Annotated in this window: 19 protein-coding genes and 1 pseudogene; 12 read left to right on the top strand and 8 right to left on the bottom strand. The window is 71.3% G+C overall.

Translation table 11 applies throughout. The features are described from left to right. Window positions 1-60: 60 nt before the first annotated feature. Genes ICW72_RS16800 through ICW72_RS16790 form a run of 3 tightly spaced genes read right to left on the bottom strand, consistent with a single transcriptional unit; the run spans window position 61 to window position 2,123 of the window. Window positions 61-498 (bottom strand): acyl-CoA thioesterase, encoded by a 438-nt coding sequence (locus ICW72_RS16800; protein WP_191083760.1) that lies wholly within the window; start codon window positions 496-498, stop codon window positions 61-63. A gap of 50 nt (window positions 499-548) precedes the next feature. Beyond that, on the bottom strand, window positions 549-1,526 hold the full coding sequence (locus tag ICW72_RS16795) for a hypothetical protein (protein ID WP_191083759.1): 978 nt from the start codon (window positions 1,524-1,526) through the stop codon (window positions 549-551). 45 nt (window positions 1,527-1,571) lie between these two features. Beyond that, window positions 1,572-2,123: a GNAT family N-acetyltransferase gene (locus ICW72_RS16790; protein WP_191083758.1), complete on the bottom strand. Its 552-nt coding sequence runs from the start codon at window positions 2,121-2,123 to the stop codon at window positions 1,572-1,574. Between the two features lie 60 nt (window positions 2,124-2,183). Here ICW72_RS16790 and ICW72_RS16785 point away from each other — a divergent pair, with 60 nt between their 5' ends. Genes ICW72_RS16785 through ICW72_RS16775 form a run of 3 tightly spaced genes read left to right on the top strand, consistent with a single transcriptional unit; the run spans window position 2,184 to window position 4,977 of the window. Continuing rightward, complete coding sequence (locus ICW72_RS16785) at window positions 2,184-3,005, top strand: CoA transferase subunit A (RefSeq protein ID WP_191083757.1); 822 nt, start codon at window positions 2,184-2,186, stop codon at window positions 3,003-3,005. Then, window positions 3,002-3,742, top strand: coding sequence for a CoA-transferase (locus tag ICW72_RS16780; RefSeq protein ID WP_191083756.1), 741 nt, complete (start codon window positions 3,002-3,004; stop codon window positions 3,740-3,742). Before ICW72_RS16785 ends, ICW72_RS16780 begins: the two co-directional genes overlap by 4 nt. Further along, complete coding sequence (locus ICW72_RS16775) at window positions 3,739-4,977, top strand: CaiB/BaiF CoA transferase family protein (RefSeq protein WP_191083755.1); 1,239 nt, start codon at window positions 3,739-3,741, stop codon at window positions 4,975-4,977. The genes ICW72_RS16780 and ICW72_RS16775 overlap by 4 nt, the downstream gene beginning before the upstream one ends. Window positions 4,978-5,021: 44 nt before the next feature. On the opposite strand, the gene ICW72_RS16770 is transcribed toward ICW72_RS16775, so the two are convergent. Continuing rightward, entirely contained in the window at window positions 5,022-5,900 is an 879-nt protein-coding gene (locus tag ICW72_RS16770) for a metallophosphoesterase (RefSeq protein WP_191083754.1), read from the bottom strand. Between the two features lie 58 nt (window positions 5,901-5,958). On the opposite strand from ICW72_RS16770, the gene ICW72_RS16765 reads away from it, so the two are divergent. The 4 genes from ICW72_RS16765 (at window position 5,959) to ICW72_RS16755 (ending at window position 9,266) form a co-directional block, all read left to right on the top strand. Continuing rightward, window positions 5,959-7,149, top strand: a complete 1,191-nt coding sequence (locus tag ICW72_RS16765; RefSeq protein ID WP_191083753.1) for an FAD-binding domain-containing protein — start codon at window positions 5,959-5,961, stop codon at window positions 7,147-7,149. Between the two features lie 88 nt (window positions 7,150-7,237). Then, window positions 7,238-7,360 (top strand): hypothetical protein, encoded by a 123-nt coding sequence (locus ICW72_RS21125; protein ID WP_269749822.1) that lies wholly within the window; start codon window positions 7,238-7,240, stop codon window positions 7,358-7,360. After that, window positions 7,360-8,205 carry a hypothetical protein gene (locus ICW72_RS16760; RefSeq protein WP_191083752.1) on the top strand — a complete coding sequence of 282 codons (846 nt, stop codon included), beginning with the start codon at window positions 7,360-7,362 and terminating at the stop codon, window positions 8,203-8,205. Before ICW72_RS21125 ends, ICW72_RS16760 begins: the two co-directional genes overlap by 1 nt. After that, window positions 8,202-9,266 (top strand): toxic anion resistance protein, encoded by a 1,065-nt coding sequence (locus tag ICW72_RS16755; RefSeq protein ID WP_191083751.1) that lies wholly within the window; start codon window positions 8,202-8,204, stop codon window positions 9,264-9,266. Before ICW72_RS16760 ends, ICW72_RS16755 begins: the two co-directional genes overlap by 4 nt. Before the next feature lie 30 nt (window positions 9,267-9,296). Here the strand turns inward: ICW72_RS16755 and allE are convergent, their stop codons facing one another. Continuing rightward, entirely contained in the window at window positions 9,297-10,070 is a 774-nt protein-coding gene (gene allE, locus ICW72_RS16750; protein ID WP_191083750.1) for a (S)-ureidoglycine aminohydrolase, read from the bottom strand. Between the two features lie 131 nt (window positions 10,071-10,201). Between allE and ICW72_RS16745 the strand changes: the two genes are divergently transcribed. Continuing rightward, window positions 10,202-11,335, top strand: coding sequence for a C45 family autoproteolytic acyltransferase/hydolase (locus ICW72_RS16745; protein WP_223880643.1), 1,134 nt, complete (start codon window positions 10,202-10,204; stop codon window positions 11,333-11,335). Here ICW72_RS16745 and ICW72_RS16740 read toward each other — a convergent pair whose 3' ends face one another. The 3 genes from ICW72_RS16740 to ICW72_RS16730 are packed head-to-tail and all read right to left on the bottom strand — an operon-like array spanning window position 11,336 to window position 14,786. After that, window positions 11,336-12,655 carry an aminotransferase class III-fold pyridoxal phosphate-dependent enzyme gene (locus ICW72_RS16740; protein WP_191083749.1) on the bottom strand — a complete coding sequence of 440 codons (1,320 nt, stop codon included), beginning with the start codon at window positions 12,653-12,655 and terminating at the stop codon, window positions 11,336-11,338. Then, window positions 12,652-13,938 carry an NAD(P)/FAD-dependent oxidoreductase gene (locus tag ICW72_RS16735; protein ID WP_191083748.1) on the bottom strand — a complete coding sequence of 429 codons (1,287 nt, stop codon included), beginning with the start codon at window positions 13,936-13,938 and terminating at the stop codon, window positions 12,652-12,654. Before ICW72_RS16735 ends, ICW72_RS16740 begins: the two co-directional genes overlap by 4 nt. Continuing rightward, window positions 13,935-14,786, bottom strand: a complete 852-nt coding sequence (locus ICW72_RS16730) for a GntR family transcriptional regulator (protein WP_191083747.1) — start codon at window positions 14,784-14,786, stop codon at window positions 13,935-13,937. The genes ICW72_RS16735 and ICW72_RS16730 overlap by 4 nt, the downstream gene beginning before the upstream one ends. Window positions 14,787-14,862: 76 nt before the next feature. Between ICW72_RS16730 and ICW72_RS16725 the strand changes: the two genes are divergently transcribed. The 4 genes and pseudogenes from ICW72_RS16725 to ICW72_RS21365 all read left to right on the top strand — a co-directional run bounded on the left by ICW72_RS16725 (window position 14,863) and on the right by ICW72_RS21365 (window position 19,758). Further along, window positions 14,863-16,419 (top strand): ABC transporter substrate-binding protein, encoded by a 1,557-nt coding sequence (locus tag ICW72_RS16725; protein ID WP_191083746.1) that lies wholly within the window; start codon window positions 14,863-14,865, stop codon window positions 16,417-16,419. A 1-nt stretch (window position 16,420) separates the two neighbouring features. Further along, window positions 16,421-17,365: an ABC transporter permease gene (locus ICW72_RS16720; RefSeq protein WP_191083745.1), complete on the top strand. Its 945-nt coding sequence runs from the start codon at window positions 16,421-16,423 to the stop codon at window positions 17,363-17,365. A 1-nt stretch (window position 17,366) separates the two neighbouring features. Further along, a complete protein-coding gene (locus ICW72_RS16715; RefSeq protein ID WP_191083744.1) occupies window positions 17,367-18,176 on the top strand; it encodes an ABC transporter permease in 810 nt (269 codons plus the stop codon). After that, window positions 18,173-19,758, top strand: a pseudogene (locus ICW72_RS21365) (dipeptide ABC transporter ATP-binding protein). Before ICW72_RS16715 ends, ICW72_RS21365 begins: the two are co-directional and overlap by 4 nt. The last annotated feature ends 97 nt before the right edge of the window (window positions 19,759-19,855 follow it).

Below are 19,855 nucleotides of genomic sequence, written 5' to 3'. Positions count from 1 at the left end.
CAGCGCCTGATCCGCGGAGGCGGAATCGCCGGAGCGGTGAATCAGTCGCTCAAACCAGGCTCAGGCCTGCCGCGCGCCGTCCCGCTCCACCATCAGCTTGCGCGCGTCATCGGGGATGGGCGTGGACACGCCATCCTTCACGCAGACCAGCAGCGCCTGGCATTCGAAGACCAGCCCGTTCTTCCACACCGCATACTCATGCACATAGCTGGTGCGGCGCAGGCTCGGGCAGCGCAGCGTCAGCAGCACCTCCTCCTGGAAGCCGATGGCCCGCACATAGCGCGCCTCCAGCTTGGCCACGACCGGCCCCGGCGCATCGGCGCGCAGCACCTGGCCGAGCGAGGCCCAATGCTCGATCCGCATGTCCTCGAACATGATGAGGTAGGCGGCGTGGTTCACATGGCCGTAGAGGTCGCATTCCGCCCAGCGGATGGTGTGCCGCTTGGCCAGGGTCCATTCGCCCTGGACGCCGAATTCCTCCGTCATGCTGCCCGTCATGGCCTGCCCCCCGTTGCGGGCCGCAGCCTCGCGCAAAACGCGCGGCGCCGCTACTCCGGGAGGTAGAGCGACCTGATCTGCAACCGCCGCAGCAGGTTCCGGCAAAGCAGGTCAATTTCCCGCCGGTCGGTCGTCTCGGGATGGACGGTGGCCCAGGCGGCGGCGATGCGGCGCCAGAACAGGCCGAGTTCCGTGAGCCGGTCGCGCAGCCGGGCCTGGGTGTCGGTCATGCGGGTCACGGCTTCCAGGCTGCCCTGCTCCTCCAGCGCGGCCACGGCGGCGGAGAGCAGCATGTCGGCGGTCTGGCGCGGCACCGTCACCAGCGGCGAGACCTGCCGCAACGCCTGGGCGATGAGGTCGCCGGACCAATGGGCGTCGCGCAGCATCACCTTGGTGGTGGCGGTCACCATGCGCTCCATGCCGGGATAGTCGGGCTGGGCGGCGTGGGCGCCCAGCACCTCCGCATGGGCGCGGGCCAGGCGCTTCAGCGCGCGGGCCAGCTTGGCGATGCGCTGCAGTTCGAACTGCCCATCGGTCACGCAGCGCGCCGCCGCCGTCTCGAACATGTCGAGGCCGGGGGGCGTGCGGCGCAGCGCGGCCAGATAGGCCTCGCCCGCCTCGCCGGCACCGCGCGACAAGGCACCGACCAGCGCCGTGGTGGCGGAATAGAGCAGGTGTTCGGCCGGAAGCGGCAGGGGCTCGCCCAGCAATGCGGGCGGCATGGGGTCGCCCGGGACCACGCATTCCACCAGGCGCAGCGCGGAGGGGATCAGCCGCAGCAGGCGGAAATCATGGCTGCCCGGCTTCAGGTCCAGCGCCGAATGGGCCGTGTCCACGTCCAGCACCAGGCGGATGGCGTCATAGCGCCGCACGAAGATGATCTGCCCGTCCATCCCGCATTCGAAGGCGAGGTCATTGCCGCGGAGCCAGGGTGCCTCGAAGGAAAAGCTATCGGGGGGCCATCGCACGCCCTCGGGCACACCGGGGAAGCGGACCGGATCGAACTGCGCGGCATCGAGTTGGGGCACGGGGCAGCCATGCCATCCGGATGGTGAAGGCTTGGTGAAGGCGCCTCAGCCCATGCGGCTTTGCACCCATTCGGCGCGCGTGATGCGGTAGAGGCGCTGCAGGCGCTTGGGATGCCCCTCGGGGATGCGCGGTTCCTCGAAGGTGCCATCCTGCCGCATGCCGAGCTTTTCCATCAGCCGCCAGGAGGGCTCGTTGTCCGGGATGGTCCAGGCCACGATCTCGGGCAGGCGCAGCGGGCCAAAGCCGGCCGCCAGCGCGATCCGCGCGGCCTCCTCCGCATAGCCCTGGCGCTGGTGCGCGGCCGCGATGCGCCAGCCGATTTCCACATTGGGCGTGAAGCGCGCCTCGAAGGCCACGCGCAGCAGGCCCACCATGCCGACCAGCCCCGGCGCGTCGCGGCGGAACACGCCCCAGAAGCCGAAGCCATGCTGGGCGATGTGCGCCGCCATGCGGGCGCGCAAGGCCTCGGAGGCAGCGAAATCCAGCGGCTTCACGAAGTGGCGCATCACCACCGGGTCACCGTTCATGGCGGCGAATTCCGCAGCGTCGGAATCTTCCAGCGGGCGCAGGATCAGGCGCGGCCCTTCAAGGATCATGGCGGCGTCCCCTTCCCCCGATGCCCCTTGGGCATAATCATGCCGGGGGAGGGACGCAACATGACCCCGATAAGCTTGGAGGCGATGGCCGCCTCGATCCCCGATGGCGCGATGGTGGCGGTGCCGCCGGACAACTCCATCCCCTCGGTGGCGCTGGCCAAGGCGCTGATCCGCCGCCGCGCGCGGGGGCTGCGCCTGGTGGGCGTGCCCATCTCCGGCTTCGCGACCGACATCCTGATCGGCGCGGGTTGTGTCGCCGAGGTGAACACCTCCGCCGTGACGCTGGGCGAGGCCGGCTTCGCGCCGCGCTTCTCCGCCGCGCTGAAGGCCGGCACGCTCACGGTGCGCGACGCCACCTGCCCCGCCATGCACACCATGCTCCAGGCGGCCGAGAAGGGCGTGCCCTTCATGCCCCTGCGCGGGCTGATCGGCAGCGACATCCTGGCCAACCGGCCCGACTGGGTGGTGATCGAAAGCCCCTTTGGCACCGGCGAGAAGATCACCCTGCTGCCCGCCCTGCACCCCGACGTGGCCGTCTTCCACGCCGTGATGGCCGACAGCGCGGGCAATGTCTGGGTGGGCCGCCGGCGCGAATGCGCCACCATCGCCCATGCCAGCCAGCGCAGCCTCGTCACCGTCGAGCGCGTGGTGGAGGGCAATTTCCTGGAGGATGAGCGCCTCTGCCCCGGCGCCATCAACGCCACCTACATCAGCGGCATCGCCATCGCCGAACGCGGCGCGCAGCCCTCGGCGCTGCTCGACGAATATGGCTTCGACACGGACTACGTCATGCAATATGCCCGCGCGGCCAAGACCGAGGCGGGCTTCGCCGAATGGTGCGCCGAGCACGTCTTCGACAACCAGGCGGTGGCCGCGGAATGAGCTACAAGACCGAGGAACTTCTGGCCGTCTGCATCGCGCGCCTCATCCGCGCGCGGCCCACGCGGCACATCGCGGTGGGCGCGGCCTCGCCCATTCCGGCCGCGGCCGCCTGGCTCTGCGTGAAGCAGGGCGACCCGTTGCACCTGTCGCTGCTGCACAAGCGCAGCGGCAACCCCTTCACCGATGGCTCGCGCGAATTGTTCGACCTGACGGGCCAGGGCCGCATTGACCTGTTCTTCCTGGGCGGCGGGCAGATTGACGGGCAGGCGAACATCAACCTCATCGGCACCGGCCCCTGGCCGGGGCTGGAGGTGCGCTTCCCGGGCAGCTTCGGTTCGGCCTTCATGTACTACATGTCCGGCCGCACCATCCTGTTCCGCGAGGAACATTCGCCGCGCGTCTTCGTGGACCGCGTGGACCACATCTCCGCCCCCGGCACCTCCGAGCCCGGCGTCTTCCGCCGCGGCCATGCCCAGGCGCTCGTGACGGGCCGCTGCGTGTTCGACTTCCACCCCGATCGCGGCCGCTTCTCGCTCGCCTCCTACCATGCGGGCGAGAGTGTGGAGAGCATCCGCGCCATGACCGGCTTCGACTTCGACGTGCCCGAGGGCGTGGCCGAGACCGTGCCGCCCTCCGACGCCGAACTGGCTTTGCTGCGCGGCGCCGTCTGCGACGAGATGCTGGAAACCTACCCCGATTTCTGCGCCCGCGTGTTCGAGAGAAAGGCCGCCGCATGACCGATGCTGTTCCCATGAATGAGGGCCGCGCGCTGGCCACCGGCCCCGGCGCCCTGTCCGGCCTGCGCGTGGTGGACCTCACCCGCGTGCTGGGTGGCCCCTATTGCACCATGATCCTCTCGGACCACGGCGCCGAGGTCATCAAGCTGGAACCGCCCCAGGGCGACGAGGTGCGCGACTGGGGCCCTCCGTTCAACGCGGATGGCGACGCCAGCTACTTCGTGGGCGTGAACCGCAACAAGAAGTCCGTGGGCCTCGACCTCGGCAAGCCCGAGGGGCGCGAGGTGCTGCTGCGCCTGCTCGAAGGCGCCGACGTGCTGATCGAGAACTTCAAGCCCGGCAGCATGGAGAAGTGGGGTCTGGGCTATGAGGAGGTGCTGTCCAAGCGCTTCCCGCGCCTGGTGCATTGCCGCGTCTCGGGCTTCGGCGCCACGGGGCCGCTGGGCGGCTTCCCGGGCTATGACGCCATCGTGCAGGCCATGGTGGGCCTCATGTCCATCAACGGCACCGAGAATTCCGGCCCCACGCGCCTCGGCACGCCCATCGTGGACATCGCGACGGGCCTCTACTCCGCCATCGCCATCCTGATGGCGCTGCATGAGCGGGAGCGGTCGGGCAAGGGCCAGTATTGCGACATGACGCTGCATGATTGCGGCATGGCGCTGCTGCACCCGCATGCGGCCAACTTCTTCCTCTCGGGCAAGCGGCCGGTGGCCACGGGCAACCCGCACCCGAACCTGGCCCCCTACGCCAAGTTCAAGACCAAGACCTGCGAGATCTTCGTGGGCTGCGGCAATGACCCGACCTTCCGCAAGTTCGCGGCCTTCCTGGGCCTCGGCGACCTGGGCAGCGACCCGCGCTTCGCCACCAATGGCGGGCGCACGACCAACCGCGCGGCGCTGACCGAAATCCTGGAGGCGCGCTTCGCCGAGGAGGACGGGCATGACCTCTGCCAGCGCATGCTGGCGGCGGGCCTGCCGGCCGGCCCCGTGCTGCATGTGGACGAGGCCATGGCGCAGGCGCACACCGCCCACCGCGCCATGATCACGGAGAAGGACGGCTTCGTCGGCCTGGGCACGCCCATCAAGCTCAGCCGCACGCCGGGCGGCACCCGCGCCGCCCCGCCCCGCTTCGCCGAGCACACCCGCAGCGCGCTGGCGGAAAAGGGCTTCTCGGCCGAGGAGATCGCGAAGCTGGAGGAAGCGGGCGTGCTGGTCGAAGCCCGCCGGAAGTAGCGGGTTTTCGCGCGGCTGATTCACCGCGGCGAACCCGCCGCGGATCAGGCGCGGGCCAGCTCCACCACCACCACTTCCGGCGGCACGCCCAGCCGCACCGGAAGGGTGGAGGTGCCGAGCCCGCCGGAGACCACCAAATCCCGCCCGCCCTCGCGCACATGCCCATAGGCGTAGCGGTTGCCGTAGCGCGAGGGCACGCGCGGCGACCAGCCCAGCAGCCTGATCTGCCCGCCATGGGTGTGGCCCGAGAGCTGCACCGCCACCCGCGCCGTGCCCGCCGCGAAGATGTCGGGCTCATGCGCCAGCAGAACCACGGGGGCGTCGTCCGTCACCTGCGCCAGCGTCGCGCCCAGGTCGTCAGCCCCACGATGCGGCCGCCAGGGCAGCGGCAGGAAGGCGATCTGGCTGTCCAGCCCGGCCAGCCAGAAGCCCGGCTCCAGGCGCAGGGCGCGGTTCTGCAGCGGTGTGAAGCCCGCCTCCGCCAAGGCCTCCATCCACAGCAGCGGGCCGCGGCGGCGCGCCATCGCGGCCTCATCCTCCCACCAGTCATGGTTGCCGGCGATGGCGTAGCGACCCAGCGGCGCGCGCAGCCCGGCCAGCAGGGCGCAGACCTCGGCCTGGGGATAGGGTGGACGGATCAGGGGCGTGTTCGGCCCATAATCGCCCAGCAGCACGACCAGGTCCGGCGCCTCCGCATTGGTGGTGGCGACGATGGTGGCGATGCGCTCCAGCGTCATGGCCGGCGCGCCGGCGTGCAGATCGGCCAGCGCGGCGATCCGCAGCGGGCGGCCCACCGGCCAGCCTGGCGGTGACAGCCGGTAGCGCGCCACGCGCGGCCCCCAATAGGGTTCGACGCCGAAGCCATAGGCCGCGGGCGCGGCGCCAGCCAGGCCGGCGGCGATGAGGGCACGGCGTTTCCACATGCGCGCCGGTTAGCACGCGGTGGCTTGCCGCGCGATGAAGCGGGGCCAATTCGGCGCCATGTCCGACCTCCCCGCCCCGAGCCGCGCCGATGGGCTGCGCCGCCTGACCGAATTCGCCCCGCGCATGGGGAGGCACTACGCCTCCGGCCGCAACACCGATCCGGGCCCGGGGGCGCGGCGGGATGTGTCGCTGCTGTCGGCGCATGTCCGGCACCGGCTGCTGCTGGAGAGCGAGCTGGTCGGCACCGCCCTCACGCATCACGGCCCAGTGGCCGCGGAAAAATTCATCCAGGAGGTCTTCTGGCGCAGCTACTGGAAGGGCTTTCTTCAGTTGCGGCCCACGATGTGGGCCGATTACCGCGCGCGCGTCGCGGAGGAACAGGCGACGCTGCTCACCCAGGGCGGCCGCCGCCGCGCGGTGGAACAGGCCATGGCCGGCGCCACGGGTATCGCATGCTTCGACGCCTGGGCGCGGGAACTGGTCGAGACCGGCTGGCTGCACAACCACGCGCGCATGTGGTTCGCCAGCATCTGGATCTTCACGCTGCGCCTGCCCTGGCCGCTCGGCGCCGAGTTCTTCCGCCACCATCTGAAGGATGCGGATGCGGCGTCCAACACGCTGTCCTGGCGCTGGGTGGCGGGCATCCAGACGCCGGGGAAGCACTACCTGGCACGGGCCGAGAACATCGTGCGCCACACGGAAGGCCGCTTCGACCCGCGCGGGCAGTTGGACGAGGACGCGGCGCCGCTGGACGAACCGCCGCCGCCCTCCGCGCGCCCCCTGGCCCCCGCCGACCTGCTCCCCGAAGGCCCGGTGGCGCTGCTGCTGCATGAGGAGGACCTGCACCCGGAAAGCCTGCCGGCCTGCCGCGTCGTGGCGCTGGCGGCCCTGGCGCCGGAGCCCCGCGCGGAGGCCGCCCAGGCCTTCACCCTCGCCGCGCTGGATGACGGGCTGGCCCGCGCCACCGCTCGCTTCGGACTGGAGGGCGAGGTGCTGCCACCCGATGCCATCGCCGAATGGGCCGCCTACACGGGTGCCCGCGCCGTGCTGGCCCCCGAGCCCGCCATTGGCGAGACGGCCGATACGCTGGAGGCGCTGCGCCCGGCATTGGCCGCGCACGGAATCACCCTGCACCGCTGTCGCCGGCCGTGGGATGCGGCCTGCTGGCCGCTGGCCCGGCGGGGCTTCTTCCCCTTCCGCGAAAACATCCCGCGCTTGATCGCCGAACTCTCGCCCACGCCGCCTTGAAACCGCCACAGGCAATGTTTACATTGCTCACATGAGGATGTGCTCCCCACGCTTGCAGCGCCACCCGGCAAGGCCCAACTTGCGCCGCATGGACAAGCCGCGCCCACCCATCCCCTTCGCCTCGGCGCCGCTGCCCGTGCGGCTGGTGCTCGGCTTCACCCTGCTCGCCTTCTGCATGTGGCTGCCGGCCTTCGCCGCGCTGTTCCGCTGATGGGCGCGCAACAGGATTGGGAAGACCGAAAGCGCGCCTGGAAGGACTACAAGCGCGGTTGGAAGGCCCAGCGCCGCGGGGAACGGCGCGAGGAGCGCACGGAACGCCCTGGCCCCATCTTCGGCTGGCGGGTCTGGCTGCTGCCGCTCTTCCTCTGGCCGCTGGCCTTCGACATCCCCATCGAAATCCTGCGCGGCAACGCCAGCCAGCTGGTCGGCGGCATCCTGGGCGTGGCGCTGGCCTGGATGGGTGCCGCCCGCATGGCCCGTGGCGGCCCCGGCGACCTGCGCGCCGGCGCCATCCTGATGGGTGTGGCCGCGGGGCTGACCGCGGGGCTGGCCGCCAAGATCTTTCCGCCCATCGCCGTCGCCATGGGCTTCGGCACCTTCTTCGGCGTGCGGCTGCTGACGGCCGACATGGCGGCGCACGAGCCCCTGCCCCCGCCACCGCCGCAGCCCGCACCACCCCCTTCGCCCGAGGCCGCCTCGCTGGTGGGCCCGCGCGCGCAGATCGCCCGCATCCGCGCCGCCGCCCCGCCTTTGCCCCATGCGCCCCTGCTGCTGGAGGCCGCCTCCGCCATGCAGGGCGTGGTGGATGACCTCGCCGCCCGCCCGGCCCAACTGCACGAGGCACGGCGCTTCCTGGCCGTGCACCTGGACGGGCTGGTGCGGATCGTCGAACGGCTGGAAGCGGGCGCCGAACCGCCCGAGACCCTGCCGCAATTGCTGCGTGACCTGACCGCCTCCGCCCACCGCCTGCGCGGCGAACTGCGCCAGGTGGAAAGCCAGGCGCTGGATATCCAAGTGAAGGTGCTGTCGGACCGGCTGCGCCAGGAGGGCCTATGAACGAAATCGAACCCGCGCGGCAGGAGGAGATCACCCGCCTCGCCAGCGCCATCTCGCTGAAGGACCCGGGCACCATCCTGCGTTTCGGCGCCGCCGCGCAGTCCCGCGCCCAGGCGGCCGCCGACGCCATGCTGGAAGGTGCCCAGAACCGCGAGACGGGCGAGGCGGGGCAGACCCTCTCCTCCATGCTGACGGCGCTGAAGGGCTTCGACGTGACCACGCTGGCCGAGAAGCCCAGCTTCTTCCAGCGCGTCTTCACCCGCGCCGGCGCCGAGGTGACGGCCATCACCCAGAAATACGAGGGCGTGCGCGGGCAGATCGAGGCCATCGGCGACAAGCTCGACACCCACCGCACCAAGCTGCTGGAGGATGTGGAGCGGCTGGAACGCCTCTATGTGGCCACGCTGGACTGGTTCCATGCGCTCGCCGACCATATCGCCGCCGGCGAGATGGTGCTGCGCCAGACCGACGAGGAGATGATCCCGCGCCTGGAAGCCGAGGCCGAGGACCCGGAAAAGCCCCTCGCCCCCCAGCAGCTGCGCGACGCCCGCGCCTCGCGCGATGAGCTGGAGCGGCGGGTGCATGATCTGCGCCTGACGCGCCAGGTGGCGATGCAGGCCCTGCCCTCGATCCGGCTGATCCAGGAAAACGACAAGGCGCTGGCCTCCAAGATCCAGTCGGTGCTGGCCAATACGGTGCCGCTCTGGCGCCAGCAGCTGGCCCAGGCGCTGGCCATCCACCGCATGCGCCAGGCGGGCCAGGCGGTGAAGACGGCCACCGACCTCACGAACAAGCTGCTGGTCGCCAATGCCGAGACGCTGCGCTCCGGCAATGCGGAAGCGCGCAAGGAGCTGGAGCGCGGCACCTTCGACATCGAGGCGGTGAAGCAGGCCAATGCCGCCCTGGTCGGCACCATCGAGGACAGCCTGCGCATCGCCGACGAGGCCAAGGCCCAGCGCCGCACGGCGGAGGCCGAACTCGCCAAGTGCGAGCAGGAAATCCGCCGCGCGCTGACGGCGGCCACCTCGCGCGAGCGGAACATGTCGGCGCGGCCGATGTGATGGGTTGGGGGGCGTGACGCCCCCCTTCACTCACCCGAAGGTCACGTCGCGGTTCACGTCCTTGTAGAGCAGATATTCCACATCCGTGTTCCCCACGGCGTAGATCTGCTGCGGGACATAGGGGCCCATCCAGACGAAGTCCCCTTCCCACAGCTCGTGCCAGTCGCGGCCGAGCAGCTGCAACGCCTGGCCCTGCAGCATCACCATGCCGTGCTCCATGATATGCGTCTCGATGCACCAGAAATGCGCGCCCGGGGCGAAGCACATGATGTTCATCTCGAAATCCATGGGCATGTTGCGCGTCTCGAGCAGGAAGTAGCGCCAGCGCGGGCCGTTGTCCTCGCGCCGGGCGTCGTTCCGATGGCCCAGGATGACGCCGGGCGCGGGCACGCCGGGCGCGGGTTGGTAGGGGCGCTTGACCCAGAGGGCGCGGGCTTCCTCGCCGCCCAGGTTGTTCAGCGTGAAGGGCGTACCGGCCGGCACATAGACATAGCCGCCGGGCGGCAGCGCGGTCTCTCGCCCGCCGACCTTCACGGTCATGCTTCCCTTCTGGACGTAGAAGAAGTGTTCCAGGCCGTTGTCCACCGGCGCATCCGTCCCGGCGCCGCCGGGCATGATCAGCAGGGCCTGGGCGAAGCGCGCCCCCATGGCGGGCGAGGTCTGGAAGCGGATGATGCAGCCGGGCCAGCCGGGCAGCACGCTGTCCATGATGCCCTCGGGCGGGAAGACGCAGTAATGCGGCGTCAGCATCGTGCGGTTCTCGCCGATGATGCCGGGGCGGGGGTGCGGGACGGGGACGCGCATCGCGGAGGTTCCTGCTGGGCTGTGCCCCGCAACATGGGGGGCAGAATGGCGCGCAAGGCAAGGGCCGGGCTGGTCCTGGCGGCCCCGGCATGGCACCTTGCGGCGTCGGTATTTGATCGCGAGGGAAAACCATGACCCACCCCATCCCGCCCCCCTTCCCCCTCTATGAGGTCTCGGGCGGCGCCGAGGCGCGCGGCCTCTCCTATGGGCGCCAGGCGGCGGAGCGGGTGAAGCGCTCCATCGGCCACTACCATTCCCAGCTTTCGGCGGGCGGGCTGGACGGGGCGAAGATCCACCGGCTGGCCCGCGCCTTCACGCCCCGCGTGGAGAATTTCGACGCCGACTACGTGGCCGAGATGCGCGGCATCGCGAAGGGCGCCGAGGTGGCCTTCGAGGATGTGATGCTGCTGAACTGCCGCACCGAAATCCTGCAGCTCGCCAAGCGCGGCCTGCTGCCCGAGGCCGACCCGGATGGCTGCACCGGCGCCATCCTCCTGCCCGAGGCCACGGCCGATGGAAGCCTGATCCATGGCCAGAACTGGGACTGGAAGAGCGAATGCGCCGAGACGGGCGTGGTGCTGCGCATCCGCCGCGAGGACGGGCCGGACATCCTGACCTTCGTCGAGGCCGGCGGCCTGTCCCGCGCCGGGTTGAACGCGGCCGGCATCGCCATCACGGCCAACTACCTGGAGAGCGACCGCGACTACAAGACGGACGGCATCCCCCTCTCGCTGCTGCGCCGCAAGGTGCTGGAGCAGGAGCATGTGGCCCTGGCGGTGAAGACGGTCTACGCCACGCCGAAATCGGCCTCCAACAACGTCATGCTGTCGCATGGCTCGGGCTGGGGCCTCGACATCGAATGCGCGCCCGATGAGAGCTTCCTGCTGGAGGCTGAGGGCGGCATCCTCGTTCACGCCAACAATTGGCGTTCGCCCGTGGCGCTGTCCAAGCTGCGCGACACCGGCATCGCCACCACGCCGGACAGTGTCTACCGCGACCGCCGCGTGCGCGCGGCGCTGGAGGCGAAGCGCGGCAAGCTGACTCTGGAAGACCTGCGCGCGGCCTTCTTCGACGACTGGCAGACGCCCTGGTCCGTGTGCCGCCCGCCGCGGATGAATCTGGGCGGGAACCTCTCGGCGACGGTGGCGATGATCCTGATGAAGCCCGCCGAGGGGCATATGGAAATCGCGCCCCTGCCGGCGCTGAACCGGCAGTTCACGAGCTACAGCCTGGACCCGGCGAAGGTGGCGCGGGCGGCCGAATAGTCAGGCGGTCGCGGCCAGGGCCTGGCGCAGCGCCTGCACCGTCTGCGCCACCTGGTCCTCGCTCACCACCAGCGGCGGCGAGAGCACCATCATGTCGCCCGCCGCGCGCACCAGCACGCCGGCGGCGAGGCAATGGTCCGCCACCTCCGCGCCGCGCGCGCCGGGTGCGTCCGCGCGGGGGGCGAGGTCCACCGCCGCCAGCAGCCCGCAGCAGCGCACATCCACCACATGCGGCGCGCCGCGCAGCGCCAGCAGCGCGTCGCGGAAGGGGGCGGCGATGCGCGCCGAGGCCTCGAACATCCCCTCCTGCTGGTAGGCGTCCAGCGTCGCCATCCCCGCCGCGCAGGCGAGCGGATGCGCCGAATAGGTGTAGCCGTGCAGGAATTCCGGCGCGCCGCGCGGATGCGCCATGAAGGCGTCGAACACCGCCTGCGTCACCAGCGTGGCGCCCATGGGCACCGCCCCGTTGGTCAGGCCCTTGGCCATGGTGATGATGTCGGGCGTCACGCCCAGCGCCTCGCTGGCCGTGCAGGCGCCCAGCCGCCCGAAGCCGGTGATGACCTCATCGAAGATCAGCAGGATGCCGTGGCGGTCGCAGATGGCGCGCAGCCCCTCCAAATAGCCCAACGGCGGCGGATAGACGCCGCCCGAACCCGTCACCGGCTCCACGATGATGGCGGCGACCGTGCTCGGGTCCTGCACGAAGAGAATCTCCTCCAGCGCGGCCATCCAGCGCGGATTCTCCGCCGGGCGTTCGGTCAGGAAGGATTGCGCCGGGTCATGCGGCAGCGGCATGTGGAACACGTCCGCCAGCAGCGGCCCGAATTCCTTCTTGTGCCGCGCGATGCCGCCCACCGACAGCCCGCCGAACCCCACCCCGTGATAGGATTTGGCGCGCCCGATGAACTTGGTCCGCCCCGCATCGCCCCGCGCGCGATGGTAGGCGCGCGCGATCTTCAGCGCCGTGTCCACCGCCTCCGACCCCGAATTGGAGAAGAAGGCCCGCCCCATCATCGGCACGGCGTCCAGCAGGCGGCGCGCGAAGGTGAAGGCCGCCGGGTGGGACATGCGGAAGGAGGAGACGAAGTCGAGCTTGCCCGCTGCCTCGCGGATCGCTTCCGTCACGCGCGGATGCGCATGGCCGGCGTTCACGCACCAGAGCCCCGCCATCATGTCCAGCACGCGGCGCCCGTCGGGGGTGATGTAGTGCATGCCCTCCGCGCGCTCGAACAGCACGGGCGCCTCGTGGAAGGCGCGCATGGCGGTGAAGGGCAGCCAGAAGCCCTCCTCGGGCTCGGGCGTGTTGCGGATCAGGTTCATGCGGCGGGCCTCGCGCGGTCGAGCGCATCGCGTGCCCGGAACCAGAGCGATCCGGCCATGGCATAGAGCGTGCGCAGCGGGTGAAGGGGAATGGGGCGCAGCGGAGTGACGGGCGGCAACGGCAGGTCGCGCGCATCCACCCCCGTCAGCAAATCGGCGAAGGCGGGGCCGGAGGCGGTGCACCAACCCACCCCCTTGCCATTGCACTGCACCGTGGCGAAGACGCCATTGGCCAAGGCGAACAGGCGCGGCAGGCGGTCCAGCGTCACGGCCACCTGCCCGCCCCACCAGTATTGGGGCGGCACATCCGGCAGGGCGGGGTAGAGGCGCGCGCGCATCCGCTCCGGCACGCCGAAGGAATGCGGGCCGCGCGGCGGGCGCAGCGTGCCCTTGCCGCCCACCACCAGCCGCCCGGCCGCGTCGCGCCGCCAGTAGCGCAGCACGCGCCGCGTGTCGGAGACGGCCTGGTGACCAGGCAGCACCGGGCTGCCTTCCGGCAAGGGCGCGGTCGCGGTCTGGAAGGACCAGACCGGGATCATGGTGGCGGCCAGCCCCGGCCAGAGCGCACCGCCCGTGGCATTGGTGGCCAGCAGCACGCGGCGGGCCCGCAGATGGCCCGTGGCGGTGGACAGGCGCCAGTCGCGCCCGTCCGGCGCAATGCCGGTCACGCGCGAAGGCGCATGGATGCGCGCCCCCGCCGCAAGCGCCGCCCGCGCCAACCCGCGCGCCAGGGAGAGCGGCTGCACCGTGCCGCCGCGTAGATCCATCCAGCCGCCCAGATAGCCCTCCGCGCCGGTGATGGCGCGCACCTCCTCGGCGTCCAACGGACGGGCGGGCGCGCCCCACTCGGCCCAGGCGCGGGCGCGCTGCTGGCAGGCGGCGAGTTCGGTCGCGCTATCGGCCACCTGCAGCCAGCCATTACGAACTGCCTCGCAGGAGATGCCGTGGCGTTCGATCAGCGCGAAGGTCGCGTCCGCGTCGCGCGCGCCGTGCTCGTGCAGGCGGCGGCCCAGGGTCTCGCCATATTCGGCGATGAGGTCCTCCACGAAATGCCGCAGCCCCGGGATCACCTGGCCGCCATTGGCGCCCGAGGCCGCGGCGCCCGGCGCCACCGCCTCCAGCACCGTGACGGAGACGCCACGCTCGGCCAGCGCCAGCGCGGTGGAGAGGCCGGAGAACCCCGCGCCCACGATGGCGACCTCCGCCTCCGCCGCGCCTTCCAGCGGGGACAGTTCCGGCGGGGGCTCGGCCGTCGCTTCCCAGAGCGAGTTCTGCGCCCTCATATCCCCGCGCTCACCAGATGTTCCACCAGCAGGGCGGCGGCGCGGGGCGGGCTGCCGGCCTCCAGCGCGTCCAGCACGCGCAGATGTTCGCGGCAGGAGGCATGGGCGCGTTCCTCGCCGAAGCGCCAATCGGCGTTGCGCAGCGCGCGCAGGCGATTCTGCGCCTCCACCGCATCCACGAAGAAGCGGTTGCCGCTGCCGGCCGCCAGGCCGGAATGGAAGGCCGCGTTCATCTCGAAGAAGCCCACCGCGTGGCGGTCCTGCCAGGGGCGCGCCAGCACCGCCTCATGCCCGGCGCGCATGCTCCGCGCGAAGCCGGGGTCGAGGCGATAGCCCGGTTCCAGCAGTGCCGCGGGTTCCAGCACCAGGCGGAAGCGCTGCGCCGCCGCGCGGTCCTCGGCCGAGGTCAGGCCCGGCGCGAAATGCCAGCCCTGCGCCGGGTTGCGCGCCACCATGCCGAGCTTCGCCAACTGCCCCAGCGCGCGGGCCACCACGCCGCGGGGCTGGGCGAAATGGCGCATCAGGTCGGCCTCGCGCAGCGGGTCCTGCAAGGTGCCCTCGCCATGGGCGCGGACCATCTCGGCGGCCAGCGTCTCGGCGGGGTCGCGCGTGGTGTCCTCGGGCAGGTCGCGCGTGGGGTCGGCCAGCAGGGTCGCGCGGCCCTCGCGCCGCGTGATGCCCGCCTGTTCCAGCAGGCGCAGCGCGGCGCGCAACGGGGTGCGCGAGACGGAGAGCCGTGCCGCCAGCGCGGCCTCGGTGACAGGGGTGCCGGGCGGCGTGGCCTCGGCCAGAAACAGCGCCCGGGCGGCGCGGGCCAGTTCGTGGTGGAGGGGTGTGGCCGGAATCATCGCGCTTGTGTTTACCGCCATCTTGGTATTTTCTGCAAATGAAGAACCAAACAGGGGTCACGAAAGGGGTCTGTCCATGCGACTGCGCGCATCATTCCTGGCGCTCGCCGCCAGCCTGGGGCTCGGCCTCGCCACGCCCGCCGCCGCGCAGGACACCCTGCGCATCCGCCTCAACGCCGATATCCGCTCGACCGACCCGGGCGTGAACCGTGACGCCAACACCGATGGGCTGGTCTGGCACGTGCTGGAGGGCCTGGTGGCGCTGCGCGGGGATGCCACCGTGGCGCCCATGCTGGCCGAGCGCGTGGACATCTCCGAGGACGGCCTCACCTACACCTTTCCGCTGCGCCAGGGCGTGCGCTTCCACAACGGCCAGCCCCTGACCTCGGCCGATGTCGCCTTCGCCATGGAACGCTACCGCGCGCGCGAGACCAATTGGCGCTGCCGGGGCGACCTGGACGGTGCCGTCACCCGCATCACCGCCGTCGAGACGCCGGACCCGCAAACCGTCGTGATGCGCCTGGAACGCCCCTCCGCGCTGTTCCTCACCACGCTGGCCCGCACCGATTGCGGCCAGACCGGCATTTTCCACCGCGACAGCCTGAACGCCGATGGCAGCTGGCGCGCGCCCGTGGGCACCGGCCCCTTCCGGCTGGGCGAATGGCGCCGCGGCCAGTTCATCGAGCTGGAGCGCTTCGCCGAATACGCCGCCCTGCCCGGCGAGCCCGACGGCTTGGCCGGCAACAAGACGCCGCATGTGGAGCGCGTGCGCTTCACCGTCATCCCCGATGACGCCGCGGCCCGCGCGGCCCTGCTGGCCGGCAACATCGACATCCTCCCCGATGCCCGCACGCGGGACCTGCGTGACCTGCGCGCGCGGCCGGGGCTGACCGTGCATTCCTCGCCCTCCTTCGACCTGCAGATCATCCTGATGCAGACGACGGACCCGCTGCTGTCCGATGTGCGGATGCGGCGTGCCATTGCCCTGGCGCTGGACGTGCCGGAGCTGGTGCGGGCGCTGACCGAGGGTGGCTCGCGCCCCTCCCGCGCGCCCATTCCGGTGGGTTCGGGCTTCCACACGCCGCTCATGTCCGAGGTGCCGGCGCGGGACCTGGCCGCCGCGCGGCGCCTGGCGCAGGAGGCCGGCTATCGCGGCCAGCCCATCCGCATCGTCACCACCCGCCGCTACGAGGCCTTCTACGAGATCGCGGTCCTCGCCCAGGACATGCTGCGCGAAGCCGGCATCAACCTGGAGCTCGAGGTGCTGGAATGGGCCACCCAGCTCCAGCGCTACACCCGCGGCGAATACCAGATGATGGCCTTCGGCTTCTCGGCGCGCCTCGACCCCTCGCTCTCCTTCGAGATGTTCACCGGCCCCAAGGCCACCCAGCCGCGCAAGGCCTGGGACAACGCGCAGGTGCAGGCGATGCTGGAGGATTCCATGCGCGAAACCGACCGCGCCCGCCGCATCGCGCTGTTCGAATCCATGTTCCGCCAGTTGCTGGAGGATGTGCCGGTGGTGGCGCTCTACTCCTCCACCAACAACGCGGTGACGCCCGCCCATGTGCAGGGCTTCCGCAGCTGGGCGGTGGACGCGCCGCGCGCCTGGGGTGTCCGGTTGGCGCGACGCTGACGTGCTCGCCTATGTCCTGAAGCGCCTGCTCGTCGCCCTGCCCACCTTGCTGCTGGTGGCGGCAAGCGTCTTCTTCCTCATGCGCCTCATCCCCGGCGACCCGGCGACGGTGATCCTGGGCGATGCGGCGACGCCGGAGGCGGTGGCCGACCTGCGCCTGGCCTATGGGCTGGACCGGCCGGTGCTGGTGCAGTTCGCCCTCTGGATCGAACGCGCGCTGGCGGGTGATCTCGGGCGTTCCATCACGAGCGGCGAGGCGGTGGGGCCGCTCATCCTCGCCCGCTTCCAGGTGACGGCGGCCATCGTCTTCGCCTCGGTGGGCATCGCGGTGCTGCTGGCCGTTCCGCTGGGCATGCTGGCGGCGTGGAAGCAGAATTCCTGGGGCGATGTGGCGGCGGTGGCGGCCGCGACCTTCCTGCTCTCCATCCCCTCCTTCTGGCTGGGCCTGATCTTCCTGCTGGTGTTCGGGCTGTGGCTCGGCTGGGTGCCGGTGGTGGGCTATGTCACCTTCGCCGAGGATTTCTGGGGTGCGCTGCACTACATCGCCCTGCCGGTGGTCACGCTGGCGCTGATCGAGACGGGCGTGCTGATCCGCATGGCGCGCGCCTCCACCGTCGAGGTGCTGCGGCTGGACTACATCGCCCATGCGCGCGCCAAGGGCGTGCCCGAATGGCGCGTGCTGGCGCGCCACGCCTTTCCCAACGCCTTCGCGCCGACGCTGACGCTGATCGGCCTCATCATGGGCAGCCTGCTGGGCGGCATCGCAGTGATCGAGACGGTCTTCACCCTGCCCGGCCTGGGGCGCCTGCTGGTGGAGGCCATCTTCGCGCGCGACTACCCCGTCATCCAGGGCGTGATGCTCTTCATCGCGGTGATCTATGTGGTGGTGAATTTGATCGTGGACCTGCTCTATCCGGTCTTCGACCCGCGCGTGACGGCGGGCTGAGATGCGGCTGCGCCCCAATTTGCTCATCGGCGGCACGCTGCTGGGCTTCGTCTTCGTCGTGGCGGCCACGGCCCTGGTCTGGACGCCCTATGACCCGGTGCGGACCAACCTCCGCCGCCGCCTGGTGCCGCCTTCCTCCGACTATTGGCTGGGCACCGATGAGTTCGGCCGCGACGTCGTCTCGCGCCTGATGGAGGGCGCCGTCACCAGCCTCACCGTCGCCGCGTCCACCGTGCTGGTGGCGCTGGTGCTGGGCATGGCCATCGGCCTCGCCGGCGGCTTCCTGCGCGGCTGGACGGACCGCATCCTGGGCGCCATCAACGACACGCTGCTGGCCTTCCCGGGCATCCTGCTGGCGCTGGGGCTGCTGGCGGTGCTGGGGCCGTCGCGCTGGGGAATCGTGCTGGCACTGGGGCTGGCCTACGCGCCCTCGGTCGCGCGGGTGGTGCGCGGCACGGTGCTGTCCATCCGCGAGCGGGAATTCGTCGAGGCGTCGCGCGCGCTGGGCAATTCCGAGGCCTACACCCTGCTGCGCCATGTGCTGCCGCACACCGCCGCACCCGTGACGGTGCTGGCCACCTCCCTCTTCGGCTGGGTGATCCTGTCGGAGAGCGCGCTCTCCTTCCTCGGCCTCGGCGTGCCGCCGCCGGCGGCGACATGGGGCAACATGCTGGCCTCCGCGCGGCCCTTCATGCAGGACGCGCCCATCCTCTCCATCGCGCCGGGCGTCATGATCGCCATCTGCTTGCTGGGCGTGAACCTGCTGGGCGACGCGCTGCGCGACCTGCTCGACCCGAGGGACCGCGCATGACCCCCGTTCTGGAGGTGGACCGCCTCTCCATCGCCGCCGGCGGCCGCCGCGTGGTGGACGGGCTTTCCTTCCGCATCGCGCCCGGCGAGGCGCTGGCGCTGGTGGGCGAAAGCGGTTCCGGCAAGTCCGCCACGGCCCGCGCCGTCATCGGCCTGCTGCCGCCAGGGCTGGCGCCCGATGGCGGGGTGATCCGCTTCGAGGGCGCGCCGCTGGAGGCCGGTTCCGCCGCCCTGCGCCGCCTGCGCGGCCCGGGCATCGGCATGGTCTTCCAGGAGCCGATGACCTCGCTGAACCCGGCCCACCGCATCGGCGCGCAGATGGAGGAAGGCCTTGCCCTCCACACACGCCTGAACCGCGCGGAGCGGCGCGAGGCCTGCATCGCCATGCTCGAACGCGTGGGCATCAAGGATGCCGCCACGCGGCTGGCCGCCTATCCGCATGAATTTTCCGGCGGAATGCGGCAGCGGATCATGCTGGCCTCCGTCATGCTGCTGAAGCCGCGGCTGCTCATCGCCGACGAACCCACCACCGCTCTCGACAGCCTGACCCAGGCCGAGGTGATGGACCTCATGTCCGGCCTCGCGCGCGAGCAGGGCACGGCGCTGCTGCTCATCACGCATGACCTCGGCCTAGTGGCCCGCTACGCCGACCGCGCGCTGGTCATGCAGCACGGCCGCGCGGTGGAGGAAGGCCCCGCCGCGCCCCTGCTCGACAACCCGCGCGAGGCCTATACGCGCGCCCTGGTGGACGCCCTGCCCCGCCGCGGCCCCGCCCGCGCCGTGCCGCCCGCGCCGCCGCTGATCGAAGCGCGCGGCCTCTCAGTCACCTACCCCAAGCGCGGCGCCCTGTTCCGGCGTGCGGAGATGTTCCAGGCGGTGGACAACGTCTCCCTCTCCATCCATCCGGGCGAGGTGGTGGCGCTGGTGGGCGGCTCGGGCTCGGGCAAGACCACGCTGGGCCGCGCCATGCTGCGCCTGGTGCCGGTCAGCGGGGGCAATTGCTGTTCCAGGGCACGGACGTCACGGCGCGCACCGGCCCTGCCCTGCTCGACTTCCGCCTGGTCTGCCAGATCGTCTTCCAGGACCCCTATTCCTCGCTCGATCCGCGCATGCGCGTGCGCGACATCGTGGCCGAACCGCTGCGCCTGCCCGGCGGCATGCCGATCGAGGAACGTCACCGCCGCGCCGAGGCTCTGCTGGAGGAGGTAGGGCTGGGCGGCCTCGGCACGCGCTTCCCGCATGCGCTCTCGGGCGGGCAGCGGCAGCGCGTGGCCATCGCCCGCGCCCTGGTGCGTGACCCGGCCTTCGTGGTGGCCGATGAGGCCGTGAGCGCGCTGGACGCCACGGTGCGCAAGCAGGTGCTGGGGCTGCTGCGCGAGCAGCAGCGGCGGCGCGGCTTCGCCTGCCTTTTCGTGACGCATGACCTCGGCGTGGTCGAGGAAATCGCGGACCGCATCGTGGTGATGCAGCACGGGCGCATCGTGGAGGAAGGCAGCCGCGACGCGGTGCTGGACGCGCCGCGCCATGACTACACGCGGGCGCTGCTGGCGGCGGCGCTGCGAAGGCCGGGCGCGGCGGCTTGATTGAGCGGCTGATTCACGCCTCCGGTGAGGCCACCGAAGGCGATCAGACGACCTTGCCGAGCGACTGATTCACGCCTTCGGTGAAGCCACCGAAGGC

This window comes from Roseococcus microcysteis, assembly GCF_014764365.1.
Taxonomy (GTDB): domain Bacteria; phylum Pseudomonadota; class Alphaproteobacteria; order Acetobacterales; family Acetobacteraceae; genus Roseococcus; species Roseococcus microcysteis.
This window is presented reverse-complemented; position numbering and strand designations above follow the sequence as displayed.

What these genes read in the sequence shown, in the direction of transcription:
- ICW72_RS16770 (WP_191083754.1), bottom strand. Translation starts at nt 5,900, where the DNA reads ATGTGGAAACGCCGTGCCCTCATCGCCGCCGGCCTGGCTGGCGCCGCG.
- ICW72_RS16760 (WP_191083752.1), top strand. Translation starts at nt 7,360, where the DNA reads ATGGGCGCGCAACAGGATTGGGAAGACCGAAAGCGCGCCTGGAAGGAC.
- ICW72_RS16745 (WP_223880643.1), top strand. Translation starts at nt 10,202, where the DNA reads ATGACCCACCCCATCCCGCCCCCCTTCCCCCTCTATGAGGTCTCGGGC.
- allE (WP_191083750.1), bottom strand. Translation starts at nt 10,070, where the DNA reads ATGCGCGTCCCCGTCCCGCACCCCCGCCCCGGCATCATCGGCGAGAAC.
- ICW72_RS16780 (WP_191083756.1), top strand. Translation starts at nt 3,002, where the DNA reads ATGAGCTACAAGACCGAGGAACTTCTGGCCGTCTGCATCGCGCGCCTC.
- ICW72_RS16725 (WP_191083746.1), top strand. Translation starts at nt 14,863, where the DNA reads ATGCGACTGCGCGCATCATTCCTGGCGCTCGCCGCCAGCCTGGGGCTC.
- ICW72_RS16800 (WP_191083760.1), bottom strand. Translation starts at nt 498, where the DNA reads ATGACGGGCAGCATGACGGAGGAATTCGGCGTCCAGGGCGAATGGACC.
- ICW72_RS16715 (WP_191083744.1), top strand. Translation starts at nt 17,367, where the DNA reads ATGCGGCTGCGCCCCAATTTGCTCATCGGCGGCACGCTGCTGGGCTTC.
- ICW72_RS21125 (WP_269749822.1), top strand. Translation starts at nt 7,238, where the DNA reads ATGGACAAGCCGCGCCCACCCATCCCCTTCGCCTCGGCGCCGCTGCCC.
- ICW72_RS16755 (WP_191083751.1), top strand. Translation starts at nt 8,202, where the DNA reads ATGAACGAAATCGAACCCGCGCGGCAGGAGGAGATCACCCGCCTCGCC.
- ICW72_RS16790 (WP_191083758.1), bottom strand. Translation starts at nt 2,123, where the DNA reads ATGATCCTTGAAGGGCCGCGCCTGATCCTGCGCCCGCTGGAAGATTCC.
- ICW72_RS16785 (WP_191083757.1), top strand. Translation starts at nt 2,184, where the DNA reads ATGACCCCGATAAGCTTGGAGGCGATGGCCGCCTCGATCCCCGATGGC.
- ICW72_RS16735 (WP_191083748.1), bottom strand. Translation starts at nt 13,938, where the DNA reads ATGAGGGCGCAGAACTCGCTCTGGGAAGCGACGGCCGAGCCCCCGCCG.
- ICW72_RS16740 (WP_191083749.1), bottom strand. Translation starts at nt 12,655, where the DNA reads ATGAACCTGATCCGCAACACGCCCGAGCCCGAGGAGGGCTTCTGGCTG.
- ICW72_RS16730 (WP_191083747.1), bottom strand. Translation starts at nt 14,786, where the DNA reads ATGATTCCGGCCACACCCCTCCACCACGAACTGGCCCGCGCCGCCCGG.
- ICW72_RS16775 (WP_191083755.1), top strand. Translation starts at nt 3,739, where the DNA reads ATGACCGATGCTGTTCCCATGAATGAGGGCCGCGCGCTGGCCACCGGC.
- ICW72_RS16765 (WP_191083753.1), top strand. Translation starts at nt 5,959, where the DNA reads ATGTCCGACCTCCCCGCCCCGAGCCGCGCCGATGGGCTGCGCCGCCTG.